General features: G+C 70.2%; 18 protein-coding genes. 9 read left to right on the plus strand and 9 right to left on the minus strand.

Translation table 11 applies throughout. The features are described 5' to 3' along the window. The first annotated feature begins 37 nt into the window (after positions 1–37). Both OG439_RS43165 and OG439_RS43170 read left to right on the plus strand, forming a co-directional pair. Complete coding sequence (locus tag OG439_RS43165) at positions 38–682, plus strand: TetR/AcrR family transcriptional regulator (protein ID WP_326946149.1); 645 nt, start codon at positions 38–40, stop codon at positions 680–682. A 59-nt stretch (positions 683–741) separates the two neighbouring features. After that, a complete protein-coding gene (locus tag OG439_RS43170; RefSeq protein ID WP_326946150.1) occupies positions 742–1,626 on the plus strand; it encodes a GH12 family glycosyl hydrolase domain-containing protein in 885 nt (294 codons plus the stop codon). Between the two features lie 9 nt (positions 1,627–1,635). On the opposite strand, the gene OG439_RS43175 is transcribed toward OG439_RS43170, so the two are convergent. From OG439_RS43175 to OG439_RS43195, 5 genes are all read right to left on the minus strand, one after another. Next, positions 1,636–2,442 carry a beta family protein gene (locus tag OG439_RS43175; RefSeq protein WP_326946151.1) on the minus strand — a complete coding sequence of 269 codons (807 nt, stop codon included), beginning with the start codon at positions 2,440–2,442 and terminating at the stop codon, positions 1,636–1,638. A 10-nt stretch (positions 2,443–2,452) separates the two neighbouring features. Next, entirely contained in the window at positions 2,453–3,319 is an 867-nt protein-coding gene (locus OG439_RS43180) for an aldehyde dehydrogenase family protein (protein WP_326946152.1), read from the minus strand. Beyond that, positions 3,312–4,745 carry an aldehyde dehydrogenase family protein gene (locus tag OG439_RS43185; protein WP_326946153.1) on the minus strand — a complete coding sequence of 478 codons (1,434 nt, stop codon included), beginning with the start codon at positions 4,743–4,745 and terminating at the stop codon, positions 3,312–3,314. The genes OG439_RS43180 and OG439_RS43185 overlap by 8 nt, the downstream gene beginning before the upstream one ends. After that, entirely contained in the window at positions 4,745–5,719 is a 975-nt protein-coding gene (gene deoC, locus OG439_RS43190; protein ID WP_326946154.1) for a deoxyribose-phosphate aldolase, read from the minus strand. The genes OG439_RS43185 and deoC overlap by 1 nt, the downstream gene beginning before the upstream one ends. 84 nt (positions 5,720–5,803) lie before the next feature. Continuing rightward, positions 5,804–6,418: a DUF1707 SHOCT-like domain-containing protein gene (locus OG439_RS43195; RefSeq protein ID WP_326951756.1), complete on the minus strand. Its 615-nt coding sequence runs from the start codon at positions 6,416–6,418 to the stop codon at positions 5,804–5,806. 93 nt (positions 6,419–6,511) lie between these two features. Here OG439_RS43195 and OG439_RS43200 point away from each other — a divergent pair, with 93 nt between their 5' ends. Genes OG439_RS43200 through OG439_RS43220 form a run of 5 tightly spaced genes read left to right on the plus strand, consistent with a single transcriptional unit; the run spans position 6,512 to position 10,365 of the window. Then, the gene (locus OG439_RS43200; protein ID WP_326946155.1) at positions 6,512–6,949 is read left to right on the plus strand and encodes a protein-tyrosine phosphatase family protein; all 438 of its coding nucleotides are present in this window, start codon (positions 6,512–6,514) and stop codon (positions 6,947–6,949) included. A gap of 5 nt (positions 6,950–6,954) precedes the next feature. Then, positions 6,955–7,578: a uracil phosphoribosyltransferase gene (gene upp, locus OG439_RS43205; RefSeq protein WP_326946156.1), complete on the plus strand. Its 624-nt coding sequence runs from the start codon at positions 6,955–6,957 to the stop codon at positions 7,576–7,578. 2 nt (positions 7,579–7,580) lie between these two features. Next, a complete protein-coding gene (locus tag OG439_RS43210; RefSeq protein WP_326946157.1) occupies positions 7,581–8,555 on the plus strand; it encodes a pentapeptide repeat-containing protein in 975 nt (324 codons plus the stop codon). Continuing rightward, entirely contained in the window at positions 8,552–9,127 is a 576-nt protein-coding gene (locus OG439_RS43215; protein ID WP_326946158.1) for an RNA polymerase sigma factor, read from the plus strand. Before OG439_RS43210 ends, OG439_RS43215 begins: the two co-directional genes overlap by 4 nt. Then, positions 9,124–10,365 carry a hypothetical protein gene (locus tag OG439_RS43220; RefSeq protein WP_326946159.1) on the plus strand — a complete coding sequence of 414 codons (1,242 nt, stop codon included), beginning with the start codon at positions 9,124–9,126 and terminating at the stop codon, positions 10,363–10,365. The genes OG439_RS43215 and OG439_RS43220 overlap by 4 nt, the downstream gene beginning before the upstream one ends. Here the strand turns inward: OG439_RS43220 and OG439_RS43225 are convergent. Further along, the gene (locus OG439_RS43225) at positions 10,338–10,952 is read right to left on the minus strand and encodes a TetR/AcrR family transcriptional regulator (protein WP_326946160.1); all 615 of its coding nucleotides are present in this window, start codon (positions 10,950–10,952) and stop codon (positions 10,338–10,340) included. The two genes, OG439_RS43220 and OG439_RS43225, sit on opposite strands and share 28 nt — an antisense overlap. Before the next feature lie 84 nt (positions 10,953–11,036). Between OG439_RS43225 and OG439_RS43230 the strand changes: the two genes are divergently transcribed. Both OG439_RS43230 and OG439_RS43235 read left to right on the plus strand, forming a co-directional pair. Further along, entirely contained in the window at positions 11,037–11,438 is a 402-nt protein-coding gene (locus tag OG439_RS43230) for a MerR family transcriptional regulator (RefSeq protein WP_326946161.1), read from the plus strand. 8 nt (positions 11,439–11,446) lie between these two features. After that, positions 11,447–12,412 carry an aldo/keto reductase gene (locus OG439_RS43235; protein WP_326951757.1) on the plus strand — a complete coding sequence of 322 codons (966 nt, stop codon included), beginning with the start codon at positions 11,447–11,449 and terminating at the stop codon, positions 12,410–12,412. A 36-nt stretch (positions 12,413–12,448) separates the two neighbouring features. On the opposite strand, the gene OG439_RS43240 is transcribed toward OG439_RS43235, so the two are convergent. The 3 genes from OG439_RS43240 to OG439_RS43250 are packed head-to-tail and all read right to left on the minus strand — an operon-like array spanning position 12,449 to position 13,532. Next, entirely contained in the window at positions 12,449–12,859 is a 411-nt protein-coding gene (locus tag OG439_RS43240; protein WP_326946162.1) for an Imm1 family immunity protein, read from the minus strand. Continuing rightward, positions 12,856–13,257 carry a DddA-like double-stranded DNA deaminase toxin gene (locus OG439_RS43245; protein ID WP_326951758.1) on the minus strand — a complete coding sequence of 134 codons (402 nt, stop codon included), beginning with the start codon at positions 13,255–13,257 and terminating at the stop codon, positions 12,856–12,858. Before OG439_RS43245 ends, OG439_RS43240 begins: the two co-directional genes overlap by 4 nt. A gap of 50 nt (positions 13,258–13,307) precedes the next feature. Next, positions 13,308–13,532 carry a hypothetical protein gene (locus OG439_RS43250; RefSeq protein ID WP_326946163.1) on the minus strand — a complete coding sequence of 75 codons (225 nt, stop codon included), beginning with the start codon at positions 13,530–13,532 and terminating at the stop codon, positions 13,308–13,310. Positions 13,533–13,686 lie beyond the last annotated feature (154 nt).

The raw sequence follows: 13,686 nt of genomic DNA on the forward strand, positions 1-13,686 counted from the left end.
AATCACCCCGCGCCAGATTCAGCGAGAGGCGAACGGCATGACGGCAGACCCCGATACCAGCCTGCGGGCTGACGCGCGGCGCAACCGCGACCAGATCCTGGCCGCCGCGAAGAGCATCTTCGCCGCGTCCGGTGCCGAAGTGCCGATGGAGGAGATCGCCCGGGCGGCCGGCGTCGGCGTCGGCACGCTGTACCGGCGCTTCCCGGATCGTGACGCCCTGGTCCGCGCGGTGGCGATGGACAACTTCGAGCGCGTCCTGATCGACGCCAAGCGGATCGCCGCGGAGGAGACGTCGTCGTGGCGCGCGCTCGAGCGGCTTCTGCGGCAGTCGGTCGAGCTGCAGCTGGTCGTCCAGCTGGCGATGGTGTCGCACCGGGCGCTGGTGATCCTGAAGGGCGACCCGGAGGTCCGCCGCCTGCGTGACGAGATCCTGGTGGTCCTGGACGAGTTCGTCCGCGGCGCCCAGGCCGAGGGCAAGCTCCGCGACGACGTCGGCGCGGGTGACGTCGCGATCCTGTTCGCGACGATGCTGCGTCAGATGCGCGCGAAGACGGACGAGGTCGCGGCGATGGCGGCGAGCCGCTGTGTGGGCATCATGATCGACGGGCTGAGCGCGCGGCCGGGAACGCCGTTGCCGGGCCGCCCGATCACGTCCCACGACCTCGATCCCGAAGACCACTGATCGTCATTTTCCCGTGTTAGGGTTCCGCCTCGTTCTGCCATTGTTGACAAGGCGGGAAAATGCGACGAAGAACTCTGGCCGTGTTGTCGGTAATTCCCTTTTTCGTGCTCGCCGGGTGCGGGCAGGACGCCGGTTCGGCGGCGCCGGCCGCTCCGGCCGCGGTGTCGCCCGCCGCGTCGTCGTCACCTCCGGCGTCTTCGCCGGTGACGTCCAGCGGCACCCTCGCGCCGCCGACGTCGGTCCCGCAAAGTGCGTCCCGACCTGCGCCTAGTCCGCCGTCGGCGACCCCGGTCCGCAACTGCGGCAGCCCGGAGTTCACCACGAGCGACCCCGACGGCGGCTGGTCCGACGGCGGCTACTACGTCCACAACAACATGTGGAACTCGGACGAAGCGGGCCCAGAAACACTGCGCGCGTGTGCGTACGACAATTGGTACGTGGATTCCACCCAGCCGTCGACGACGTCGGTGAAAACCTATCCGAACGTCCACAAGGACATCAACGACCAGAACGGAAAGCCGTTCAACGACTATTCGGTGATCCGCTCGACGTTCGCCGGCCGCGGCCCGGGCACGGGCATCTACGACGTCGCGTACGACCTCTGGCTCAACGGCGTCGGCGACGGCAAGGGCGTGACCGAGGTGATGGTCTGGACGGAGAACCTCAAGCAGCAACCGTCGGGCGACAAGGTCGGGACGTACACAGCGGGCGGCCACACGTACGACGTCTGGGCGGACGACGACGGCTACATCGCATTCGTCTCCCAGGCGACGCAGTACTCGGGCGCGGTGGACCTGAAGGCGATGATCGCCTGGGGCATCGGCAAGGGCTTCATCCCCCCGAACCCGACGGTCAACCAGATCGGCTACGGCATCGAGTTCTGTTCCACGAGCGGCGGCAAGGCGAGGTTCACGCTGACGGACTTCTCGGTGACGATGAGTTAGCGGGCTGGGTCAAGCCGCGCTGCGACCGGCCAGGTAGGCCAGGTGGTGCGAGGTCGCCAGCGCGACGGGCTTGCTGCTGTCGCCGAAGCCGCGACTCCGGCCGGTGGCGGCCTCGTGGATCTCGCGGTCGCCCCACGAGAAGTTCGGCCCGGCGAAGTTGTCCGACTCGATCAGGTGCCGGCACACGATCCGGAACGCACCGGCACGTGGTGAATCGGCGGCGCGGTCATCCGGCTCCGGCATCCGCTCCCGCGAATAGAGCCAGTGGTCCGGACAGGTGTACTTCATGGCGACGTGGTCGATCCGGTCGGTATCGAGGTCGAGCCGCTCGATGATCCGTTCGATGTTGTCGCGCCCCGCTGTGGCCGACCGGACGCGGAACGCGCAGCCGGCCCCGAGCTCGTGGCACAGGCGGCCCAGTGCGACGGCCGGCTGTTCCGCGGCATCGCTGCGGACCACGGGGATGAACGCGATCGGATCCGGCCCGTCGAGGAGGTCCACCGGGTCGGCCAGGCGGTCGGTCATCTGGCCGAGCGCGCCGGTCGGCCCGGTCCCGAACGCCGGCAGGTCCGCGACCTCGGACGCGTCCAGCATGACGTGCCGGCCGAGGCGTCGCAGGTCGCGGATGACCACTTCGACCGCGTCCAGCTGGCTCGCCGGAGCGCTGGCCTGGGGATCGAACTGGAGCAACGGCTGGACCTGCCGGACCTGTTCGGGGTGCGAAAGTGCTCGCAACGCGGTCAGCTCGCCACCTTTCGCGCGCAACGCGACCAGGGTTGGAAAAGCCACCACCCGGCGACCGGGTGGTGGCTTCACCTGCGAAAACTCAGACGCCCAGTGGGTGCCAGACCGTCTTGGCCTCCAGGTACCGGCGCAGCCGCGAGAGGTCCGGCGCCACCGTCCAGTCCGGTTCCGATTCCGGGACCGTCAGCACCCGCTTCACCGTGTTCGCCGCCTCGCGCGCCAATCCCGGGCGGTCCGCGGCCGCTGCTCCCGTGGGGTCCAGGGCGTTGACGTCGCCGTGGGAGGCCAGCCAGGAGCCCAGCTCGGACGCCTGGCCCGTCAGGATGTTCGCCACGCCGCCCGGGACGTCCGATGTCGCCAGGACCTCCGACAACGTGATCGCCGGCAGGGGACGCTCCGCGCTCGAGACCACCACCGCCGTCGAGCCCGTGGCCAGGACCGGGGCCAGGACGCTGACCAAGCCCAGCAGCGACGACTGCTGCGGCGCCAGGATGCCCACCACGCCCGTCGGTTCCGGGACCGTGAAAGAGAAGTACGGGCCCGCCACCGGGTTGGCCGCGCCGAGGACCGTGGCGATCTTGTCCGTCCAGCCCGCGTACCAGACCCAGCGGTCGATCGCGGCGTCCACTATGGACTCAGCCTTCTTCGGGGCCAGACCCTCCGAAGTGGACACTTCGGTGATGAACTGGTCGCGGCGGCCCTCCAGGACCTCGGCCACCCGGTACAGGACCTGGCCGCGGTTGTACGCCGTCGCCGCGGACCAGCCCGGGAAGGCCTTGCGGGCCGCTACCACCGCGTCGCGGACGTCCTTGCGGGACGCGTGGGCCGCGTTCGCCAGGAACTTGCCCTTCGCGTCCGTCACCGGGTAGACCCGGCCGGACTCCGAACGCGGGAACTTGCCGCCCACGTACAGCTTGTACGTCTTGGCTACGGAGATTCGGTCAGACATTCAGGTACGCCTCCAGCCCGGTGCGGCCGCCTTCGCGCCCGAAACCGGATTCCTGGTAGCCGCCGAACGGCGCGGCGGGGTCGAAGCGGTTGAAGGTGTTGGCCCAGACGACGCCGGCCCGCAGCTGGTTCGCCATCCACAGGATGCGCGAGCCCTTCTCGGTCCAGATCCCGGCCGAAAGCCCGTACGGCGTGTTGTTCGCCTTCGCGACGGCCTCGTCCGGCGTGCGGAACGTCAGCACCGACAGCACCGGGCCGAAGATCTCCTCGCGCGCGATGCGCATCGACTGGTGGACGTTCGCGAACACCGTGGGCGCGAAGAAGAAGCCGCGGTCCGGCACCGGGCACGGGCTGGTCCAGCGCTGCGCGCCCTCGGCGTCACCCGCTTCGACGAGCCCGCGGATCTTCGCCAGCTGCTCGGCCGAGTTGATCGCGCCGATGTCGGTGTTCTTGTCCAGCGGGTCGCCGAGGCGCAGGGTCGAGACGCGGTAGCGGAGCTTCTCCAGCACCTCTTCGGCGATGGACTCCTGCACCAGCAGCCGCGAGCCCGCGCAGCAGACGTGGCCCTGGTTGAAGAAGATGCCGTTGACGATGCCTTCGATCGCCTGGTCCAGCGGCGCGTCGTCGAACACGATGTTCGCCGCCTTGCCGCCCAGCTCCAGCGTCAGCTTCTTCGCCGTGCCCGCGACTTCGCGCTGGATCGCCTTGCCGACCTCGGTGGAGCCGGTGAACGCGATCTTGTCGATGTCCGCGTGCTCCACAATGGACGCACCGATGTCGCCCGCGCCCGGCAGGATGTTGACCACGCCCGGCGGCAGCTCGGCCTGCTGGCAGATCTCGGCGAACACCAACGCGGTCAACGGCGTTGTTTCCGCCGGCTTCAGCACCACGGTGTTGCCGGTGGCCAGCGCGGGCGCGATCTTCCAGGCCAGCATCAGCAGCGGGAAGTTCCACGGGATGATCTGCCCCGCCACGCCCAGCGGCTGCGGGTTCGGCCCGTAACCGGCGTACTCCAGCTTGTCGGCCCAGCCCGCGTGGTAGAAGAAGTGCGCCGCCGCCGTCGGGACGTCGGAGTCGCGCGACTCCTTGATCGGCTTGCCGTTGTCCAGGCTCTCCAGCACCGCCAGCTCGCGCGAGCGCTCCTGGATCAGCCGCGCGATGCGGAACAGGTACTTCGCGCGCTCGGTGCCCGGCATCTTGGACCAGACGCCGTTGTACGCCTTGCGCGCGGCCTTGACCGCGGTGTCCACATCGGACTTCGACGCGGTACCGACCTCGGCCAGGACCTCTTCGGTGGCCGGGTTGATCGTCTTGAGCGGCTCACCCGAGCCGTCGACGAACTCGCCGTTGATGAACGGCTTGTAGTGGTCCTTGAGGTTCGCGATGGCCCGGGATTCGGGGGCCGGTGCGTACTCGAAAACAGGCATCAGTCCACCGTCACGTAGTCGGGGCCGCTGTAGTGACCGTCCACCTGGGTGCGGCGCTGCAGCAGCAGGTCGTTGAGCAGGCTGGACGCGCCGAAGCGGAACAGGTCCGGGGTCAGCCACTGCTCGCCGGCGACCTCGTGCACCGCGACCAGGTACTTGATGGCGTCCTTCGTGGTCCGGATGCCGCCCGCGGGCTTGACGCCGCGCAGCTCGCCGGTGGTCACGTGCCAGTCGTGCACGGCCTGCAGCATGAGGTGCGTGACCGGCAGCGTCGCGGCGGGGGAGACCTTGCCGGTGGACGTCTTGATGAAGTCGCCGCCGGCCAGCAGCGCCAGCCACGACGCGCGCCGCACGTTGTCGTAGGTCGCCAGCTCGCCGGTTTCGAGGATGACCTTCAGGTGGGCGTCGCCGCAGGCGGCCTTGATGGCCTGGATCTCCTCGAAGACGTCCATGTAGCGGCCTTCGAGGAAGGCGCCGCGGTCGATCACCATGTCGACTTCGTGCGCGCCCGCGTCGACGGCGATCTTCGTGTCGGCCAGCTTGATCTCGCGGCTGGTGCGGCCCGCGGGGAAGCCGGTCGCGACGCTCGCGACGTGCACGCCGCTGCCCTTCAGCGCCTCGACGGCCGTCTCGACCATGTCCGGGTACACGCAGACGGCGGCGACGCGCGGGGTGTCCTGGCGTTCGGGGTCGGGGCGGACCGCCTTCGCGGCGAGCGCCCGGACCTTGCCGCGGGTGTCGGCGCCCTCCAGCGTGGTCAGGTCGACCATGGAGATGGCGGTGTCGATGGCCCACCGCTTGGCGTCCTTCTTGATGCTGCGCGTGCCGAGGCCCGCCGCGCGCTGCTCGACGCCGACCTGGTCGACACCGGGCAGCCCGAGCAGGAAGCGGCGCAGGCTCGCTTCGTCGCGAGTCGCGTCCGTCAGCGGTGCCGGGGTGGCCGGCGCCGCTGACGTGCTGGTCGTGGCTGTCATGGGCCTGAGTCTAGGCGGCGGGTCCGGCAACGCGAGCCCCCGTTGGGTGTGACGCTGGGTGCATAACGCGTCACATCGTCGAGGTCAGGCGCCTTCGATCTGTGGTGGTTCGCTGCGCTGCGCCGGTTTCCGATAGACGACCACGCCGCCCCAGAAGCCGAGGCCGTTGATCTTCACCGTCGGCGCGGTCGGCGGGGCCGGGGGTGCTCCCGACTTGTCCTCCAGGATGAAGCCGCCCATGAAGCCGATGCCCGTGACGTCCACGTTGATGTCGTCCGGGACCGTGATCTGGATGCCGCCCATGATGGCGACCGCCGTGATCGTGCAGTGCTTCTCGGCGAACCGCGCTTGGCGGAGGTCGATCTCCGCGCCGCCCCAGAAGGCGAAGCTGTTGTGCTGCGGGGGCAGGACCCAGCTGCCCTTGCGGATCGCGCCGGACATGACGCCGATCGACACCGGGGAGCCCGGGTGGCCGCCGATCCGCTGGTCCGGGAAGCCCAGCGCGCGCGTTGTCGCCTGCTCCATCGCCCCGCCGGTCGACGGGAGGTCCGCCGTCACCGGTTTCAGCTCCCCCAGCGTCTTCGCCGCGTAGACCGTGGTGAGCCGCTCTTCGAGTTCGTTCACCGTGATTCGCCCTTCCGAGAGGGCGTTGTGCAGCACCTGGGCGACGCGCTCACGGTCGGCGTCGGAGGCCCGCATCTGGTCGGGCGTCAGTTCGCTCACCCGGGGGAGCCTAGCGGCGAACGCGACACTGCGTGTCCATCTTCCGGCGGACACGGGCACGATGGGCCGATGGGAGCACCAACGGTCGAATTCCCGGACGGCACCAAGGTCCGCGGGCGCGGTCTCGCCCGCCCCGCGCCGGGTGGGCCGGACCCGGATTTCGGGCTGTACCTGGGGACGCGCCGGTTGCGGCGCAAGCACGGCGGCGGCGTCACCTGGCCGCAGGAGTGGGTCACCTGGCCGGACTTCCTGCTGCCACTGCACCCGAAGGCCGCGCGGGCGTCGATCGTCGCGTTGCACGAGCGGGCGAAGGCGGGCGAAAACGTCGAAGTCGCGTGTTACGGCGGTGCGGGCCGGACCGGGACGGTCATGGCGTGCCTCGCGACGCTCTCCGGTGTCCCGGCCGGAGACGCCGTGGCGTGGGTGCGCGCGAACTACGACGAACGCGCCGTCGAAACCCCCTGGCAGCGCGGCTGGGTGAAACGGTTCGCCGACCGGCTAAGTTGACCCGCATGGATGTGCACGTCGTCGATCACCCCCTCGCGAAGGCCCGGCTCTCCACGATGCGCGACGCGCGCACCGACAGCGCCGCGTTCCGGGCCGCGCTGCACGAGCTGACCGTCATGCTGGTCTACGAAGCCACGCGCGACGTGCCGGTGAAGACCGAGCGGATCCACACGCCGGTCGCGCGCACCGAGGGCTACAAGCTGGCCAGCCCGCCGTTGCTCGTCCCGGTGCTGCGCGCCGGGCTGGGCATGGCCGACCAGGCGCACAAGCTCATCCCGGACGCGCAGATGGGCTTCGTCGGCCTCGCGCGCGACGAGGAGACGCTGAAGCCGACGCCCTACCTCGAGTCGCTGCCCGAGTCGCTCGCGAACCGGCCGGTGCTGGTGCTCGACCCGATGCTCGCCACCGGCGGCTCGATGGAGTACACGATCCGGCTGCTGACCGACCGCGGCGCCGACGACGTCACGGCGATCTGCGCGCTGGCCGCGCCCGAGGGCATCGCCCACCTGGAACAGACCGGGCTGCCGGTCCGGGTGGTCACGGCCAGCATCGACGAGCGCCTCAACGACTCGGGCTTCATCGTCCCGGGCCTCGGCGACGCCGGCGACCGCCAGTACGGCGCCGTCTAGCCTTGCCGGTCCTGCGGTGGCGGTGGATCGCGGTGGTCGCGGCCGCCGTCGCGGTCGTCACCGGCGCGTTGCTCTGGCTGTTCCTGGCCTGGTCCGGACGGCCCGACGCGCCGGTGCGGATCGACGCGGTCAAGACGGCGTTCGGCGTCGGCGCGGGGGCCGGCGGGGTGTTCGCGCTCTGGCTGGCGACGCGCCGCCAGCGCACGATGGAGCTGCAGCTGGCCGAGACGACCCGCGTCGCGGGCGTGACCGAGCGGGACCTCGAAGAGCGGCGCGTCACCGAGCTGTACACGAAGGCCGTGGAGCAGCTCGGCAACGACAAGGCGCCGGTCCGGCTCGGCGGGCTGTACGCGCTGGAGCGGCTCGGCCAGGACAACCCGAAGCAGCGTCAGACGATCGTCAACGTGCTGTGCGCCTACCTGCGGATGCCGTTCGCCGGCCCGCCCGACGGACTGCGCGGCCGGTCCGCCGCGGAACTCAGCGAGACGCCCGGGTACGACGACGCCGAGCTGCAGGTCCGGCTGGCCGCCCAGGAACTGCTCAAGACGCACCTGGGTCACGACGAACCGGGTTACTGGCCGGGGCTGGCGATCGACCTGCAGCGGGCTGTGCTCGTGGACTTCCGGCTGAGCGGCTGCACGGTCGCGGCCGCGGACTTCAGCCGCGCGACGTTCTTCGGCGCGGTCCACATCCGCGGCACGACCTTCACGCGCCAGGCCGGGTTCTACGGCACGGAGTTCACGTCGACGGCGAACTTCGACCAGTCGGTCTTCGCGGAGGGCGCCTTCTTCTCCTGGGCGCACTTCGCCCGTGAGGTCCGCTTCACCCGGACGCGCTCGGGTGGCCGGTTCCAGTTCTCTCACACGGCTTTCGACGCCGAAGTCCTCTTCGACGGCGGCGAGCACGCGGACATCGACCTCGGCGACGCGCGGTTCGGCGCAACACCCGCGGCGGTGCCGGCCACAGACGAGGTGTGAGCAGCCATCTGGGGGTACCGGTGGACCAGGCCGGTGACCGCGAACTGTGGGACCGGGCGGCCGGCGGTGACGAAGGCGCGTTCGGCGAGCTGTTCGAGCGGCACGCCGAGGCCGTCTGGAACCACGCCTACCGGCTGACCGGGTCGTGGTCCGGCGCGGAAGATCTGACGTCCACGACGTTCCTGACCGCGTGGCGCCGCCGCGCCGACGTCACCCTGGTGCGCGACAGCGCGTTGCCGTGGCTCTACACGGTCGCGGGCAACGCCGCCCGCGACGAATACCGCGGCGCGAAACGGCGGTTGCGATTGCTCCGGCGGATCCCGGACCCGCCGGTGGTGTCCGACCACGCCGACGCCGTCGCCGAGCAGCTCGACGGCGAGCAGCGGCTGCAGCGGGTCGTCGAGGCCGTCCGGACGCTGCCGAGGGCGCAGCGCGAAGTCGTCGAACTCTGCCTGCTCGGCGACCTGAGCACCGGGGACGCGGCCGCGTTGCTGACCGTCGCCGAGGGCACCGTCCGCTCCCACCTGTCCCGGGCCCGCGCCCGGCTGCGTGCCCTGCTGGAGGAGAAATGAGCATCGAAGATCTCCCGGCGCGGCGTGCGCTGCCGGACGACGTCCGCGACCGGCTGCGGGCGAACGTCCACGAGGGCATCGCGAAGCCACGCCGGAAGACCCACGTCTGGTACGCCGCCGCGGCCGCGGTGCTTGTTCTGGCCGCCGGTGCCGTGGTCGTGACGCGGCAGGTGCGGCCGCCTGCCGACACCGCGCCGGCGGTCACCGGCGGTGGTGGCCTGACGCTCGACGCCGAGCTGGCGACCGCGTCGCTGGACCGCTGCTGGGCTGCGGTCCGAGCGGCGGGCAAGACCGATCGGGTGCCGCCGCGCGCGGAGTGGGTCCCGGTGTTCACCGAGGAGCGGGACGGCGACGCGGTGGTCGCGGCCACCGCCGCCGGGAAGCCGATGTTCTGCGAGACGACCGCGACGACCGTCACGCTGTCGGACCCGGGAGCCACGCCCGCGTACGCGCCCGGCACACGGACCGGGCTGCTGCTGCGCAGCGCGACCGGGCTGGCGGCCGGGGTGCTCGATCCGGCCTTGCCGCGGGCGGACTTTTCCGTGAAGACGGGCGGTGGCTCCGTGAGTTCGTGGCGGCTCCGCTTTTCCCCGGTCAGCCGTCAGTTCGTGGCGTTCACCGGGGCGATACCGGCTAAGTCGGAAGTGGCCGTCGGGGACCGGCGGGCGAATGCCTTGCCGGACGCGCCGGCGCCCCTGCTCGCGGTGACCGACCGCCCGGAACCGGCCGATCGCACCTCGGCCGCGGGCCAGGCCCTGGGCGACTGCCTCGCCGACGCCGGCGAGGTGCTCCCGGATGCCGCGGCCTACTGGCCCGGACCGCTGCTGAAAGAAGGCGACTACCAGGTCGTCATGGGGCGCCGGGGCGACCGGGTGATCGTCTGCACCCGGGAGCCGGACTACTGGCGGCCAGGGACGCAGGCCCGCGCCTACCCCGACTTGGCCGGCAACCGCCAGGTCCCGGCCCGGGTGCTGCCGGTGGACACGCTCGGCAGCCCCGAAGCGGGGGCGGCGCCGGGGAAGGCCCGCATGCCGCTCGCCGTGGTGCTGCCCGCTTCAGCGACCTCGGCCGGGTTCGAGTTCGGCACCGGCGATGGCGCCGACACGCCGGTCATCGACGGGATGGCCGTCGTCTGGGTGCCGCGCGGTTACGCCGGGAAGGTCGACGCGAAGGTGCACGTCCGGGCGTTCGACGCGCACGGCGGGGTCGTCTACGACGGGACGCTGCCGCTGGGGTGAGCCAGCCAGCCGGAGGCGTTCGCGCGCAAGGCCGTCTCGTACGTGCTCGTGACGTCGAACTCCTCCGGCAGGTTGCCGGTCAGCTCCAGCGAGACGAGCCCGTGCACGAACGCCCAGCAGGCGACCGCGACCGTCTCCGGCGGGACGTCGACGAAGACGCCGTCGGCGATGGCCTGGCGGATGATGCGCTCCAGCGGCTTGAGCGTCTCGCGGGCGAGTTCTTCGGCGTCCTCGTTGGGCTCGAACCCGGGGACGGACCTGGTGAACATGATCCCGTAGAGGTTCGGGTCGGCCAGCGCGCTCGCGCGGTAAGCGCTTCCCAGCGTCACGAGGTCCTCGACCGCGTCGCCGGACAGCGGGGTCCCGGCCATCCGGACGCCGAACCGGCGGAACCCCTCCGTGTAGAGCGCGTTCACCAGATCGGGTTTGCTGCCGAACAGGGAGTACACGGCGGTGGTCGACGTCCCGGCGTCGGCGGCCAGCTTCCGCAGGGAAAGCGCCTTCGGCCCGTCGGCGGCGATCAGCTCACCGGCGCGGTCGAGGAGCTTCAGCCGGAGCGCTTCGTCGTGCGTACGTGGTCGAGCCATGCACGCAGCGTATCGGAACGCTGTTATGAATGGCCAGAGCGTGGAGTTGACCTGGAGTGCACTCCAGGTCGTAGTGTCGAGGTCATGAGCTACTCGATAGCGGAAGCCGCTCGACGTAGCGGGCTGTCCATCGACACCCTCCGGTACTACGAGCGCATCAAACTGCTCGACCCGCCCGCCCGCGACACCGCGGGCCGCCGGGCGTACTCCGACGACGACCTCGGCTGGCTGGGGTTCCTGACCAAGCTCCGCACGACCGGGATGCCCATCAAGAGCATGCGCGAGTACGCGTCGCTGCGCCGCCACGGCGTCGCCAGCGCGGGCCGCCGCAAGGCTCTCCTGGTGGAACAGCGCAGGTCGGTCGCCGAGCGGATCGCCGAGCTGCAGGGCTGCCTCGACGTCCTCGACTACAAGATCGACAACTACGCGCAGATCGAGCGCAAGGCGTTCGGCGTCGAACCCGACATGGAGGGAATTTCCGCGTGAAGACCAGGATGCTCGGCGGACTGGAAGTCGGTGCCCAGGGGCTGGGCTGCATGGGCATGAGCCAGGCGTACGGCGTCTTCGACAACGAAGACGAGTCGATCGCGACGGTCCACCGGGCCCTCGACCTCGGCGTCACGCTGCTGGACACGGCGAACGTCTACGGCGGCGGCGTCAACGAAGAGCTCGTCGGCCGCGCGATCGCCGGCCGCCGCGAGGAGGTCGTGCTCGCGACGAAGTTCGGCATCGTCTGGACCGACGGCGCGATGAGCGCCCGCGGCGACGCCGAGTACGTCAAGCAGTCGTGCGACGAGTCGCTACGGCGTCTCGGGGTCGACCACATCGACCTCTACTACCAGCACCGCGTCGACCCGGACACGCCGATCGAGGAGACCTGGGGCGCGCTGGCGTCGCTGGTGGAGGCGGGCAAGATCCGGTACGCGGGCATCTCCGAGGCGAGCGCCGCGACGATCCGCGCCGCGCACGCCGTGCACCCGGTGACCGCGCTGCAGAGCGAGTGGTCCCTGTGGACGCGCGGCATCGAGGGCGAAATCCTCGACACGTGCCGCGAGCTGGGCATCGGCGTCGTCCCGTTCTCCCCGCTGGGCCGCGGTTTCCTGACCGGCGCGGTGACGTCGGTGAAGGACCTGCCGGAGGGCGACATGCGCCGCGGCCTGCCGCGCTTCGCCGACGGCAACATCGAGCGCAACATGGCGATCGTCGACGCGCTGCGCAAGCTCGCCGAGGAGAAGGGCGTCACCGCCGGCCAGCTCGCGTTGGCCTGGGTGCAGTCCCACGGCGAGGACGTCGTCCCGATCCCGGGGACAAAGCGGCGCAAGTACCTGGAGGAGAACGTCGCGGCGGCATCGCTGGAGCTGACGGCGACGGACATCGAAGCCATCGAAGCGGCAGCCCCGGCGGACGCGATCGCGGGAGAGCGCTACCCGGAACGCCTAGCCCGCGCGGCCGGCAAGTAAGGGCCTGTGGGTCGTGAGTGGGACACCGTGTCCCACTCACGACCCCGCCTGTTCCGTCCAGGACACGCCGGAAGGTCGAGATCCGCCACTGGCCACGAACTCGTGCGCGGCCCTCCGCACGACCTCCGCGGGGATCTCCGCGTCGTCAGGGTAGGGCCGTTCGTTGCGCATGTAGTAATAGATGACTTCGCCTGTCTCGGGGAGCGGAAACGGAGCTTCGGTGTTCCGGCTGAACGCGCCCTCCGGAGCGTCGTCGCCGACGTAGCGAAGAGTGCCTCGGTTGTCGTTCAGCCCGACTTCCAGCCATGGGTACTCGCCGTCGACATGGAGGTTCACCAGCGTGGGGCCGCCCACGGCGGCGATGTCGTCCAAGACGGGATCAAGCTCGGCGGCCGTCTCGATCACAACCGGCTCCTTGGCTTCTTCGTCGTACCAGGCTTCGATCACGTTTCGCCGTTCCCTCCGTAGCGCTGGTAGGTCTTGCTGCCGTCCGCGGCTGTCCCGTATACGTCAATCGTGCTTCCCGGTGGCAGGATCTTTGGCACCAGGCGGTCACAACTGAACGGTCCTTTGCACGGGGTGTTGTTGATCGTAACGGCCGCGTGCGTGATCCCGTTCGTAGCCATGTGGACGGCCAGCTTCATTTCGCCGTCGTACACAGCCGACGGCATCCCGCGTTTCACCAAGTCGTGTTCACGGAGGTACCGCTCCACTGCCTCGGACATCTCGTCCTTGCCACTCACGATCGTCTTTGCCCCGGCGTCTGGTGTGAGTGTCAGCCAACGGCCGTGCGTTTTCTGTCCCGAGCCGTTCTTCTGTATCGGCGGCGGTAGCTCGTCCCGCAGGGCCTCCGCTCGCTCATCTTTCGGCGGGCCGTCCTGGAGTCTTGTGTCGTCTACTCGAGGACGGCCACGATCGGGACTGTTTGCGTCTCCAGGGCTTGCCGAGCTTGATCGAACATCGCCGGAAGGTCCGCGATGGCGCTTCCGGTCGTCAGAGCAGCCAATGTGGTGGACGCTGCGTTGCAGCTTCCTGCAGCATCAGCGGCCGCTCGCTGTGCAGCTTCGATCGCGGAAATCCCCTGGGAGACCGCGTCGGCGAGGTCGTCGAGATCACTCACGGATCGATCATCGAGGATGGCTGCAAGGCGTGGGAACGATCAGGCCACTCGACCACTCCGTTGACCGGCATCCTCACCCAGTGAGGCCGCGACCGGCGAGGCCGGGCACGCTGGGAGTTGCCTCTGAAGGTTTTCTGAGATCTCCGGGGAAGGC

The organism is Amycolatopsis sp. NBC_01307, from assembly GCF_035975215.1.
GTDB lineage: Bacteria > Actinomycetota > Actinomycetes > Mycobacteriales > Pseudonocardiaceae > Amycolatopsis.

What these genes read in the sequence shown, in the direction of transcription:
- OG439_RS43165 (WP_326946149.1), top strand. Translation starts at nt 38, where the DNA reads ATGACGGCAGACCCCGATACCAGCCTGCGGGCTGACGCGCGGCGCAAC.
- OG439_RS43170 (WP_326946150.1), top strand. Translation starts at nt 742, where the DNA reads ATGCGACGAAGAACTCTGGCCGTGTTGTCGGTAATTCCCTTTTTCGTG.
- OG439_RS43180 (WP_326946152.1), bottom strand. Translation starts at nt 3,319, where the DNA reads ATGTCTGACCGAATCTCCGTAGCCAAGACGTACAAGCTGTACGTGGGC.
- OG439_RS43185 (WP_326946153.1), bottom strand. Translation starts at nt 4,745, where the DNA reads ATGCCTGTTTTCGAGTACGCACCGGCCCCCGAATCCCGGGCCATCGCG.
- deoC (WP_326946154.1), bottom strand. Translation starts at nt 5,719, where the DNA reads ATGACAGCCACGACCAGCACGTCAGCGGCGCCGGCCACCCCGGCACCG.
- OG439_RS43195 (WP_326951756.1), bottom strand. Translation starts at nt 6,418, where the DNA reads ATGCGGGCCTCCGACGCCGACCGTGAGCGCGTCGCCCAGGTGCTGCAC.
- OG439_RS43200 (WP_326946155.1), top strand. Translation starts at nt 6,512, where the DNA reads ATGGGAGCACCAACGGTCGAATTCCCGGACGGCACCAAGGTCCGCGGG.
- upp (WP_326946156.1), top strand. Translation starts at nt 6,955, where the DNA reads ATGGATGTGCACGTCGTCGATCACCCCCTCGCGAAGGCCCGGCTCTCC.
- OG439_RS43220 (WP_326946159.1), top strand. Translation starts at nt 9,124, where the DNA reads ATGAGCATCGAAGATCTCCCGGCGCGGCGTGCGCTGCCGGACGACGTC.
- OG439_RS43225 (WP_326946160.1), bottom strand. Translation starts at nt 10,952, where the DNA reads ATGGCTCGACCACGTACGCACGACGAAGCGCTCCGGCTGAAGCTCCTC.
- OG439_RS43230 (WP_326946161.1), top strand. Translation starts at nt 11,037, where the DNA reads ATGAGCTACTCGATAGCGGAAGCCGCTCGACGTAGCGGGCTGTCCATC.
- OG439_RS43235 (WP_326951757.1), top strand. Translation starts at nt 11,447, where the DNA reads ATGCTCGGCGGACTGGAAGTCGGTGCCCAGGGGCTGGGCTGCATGGGC.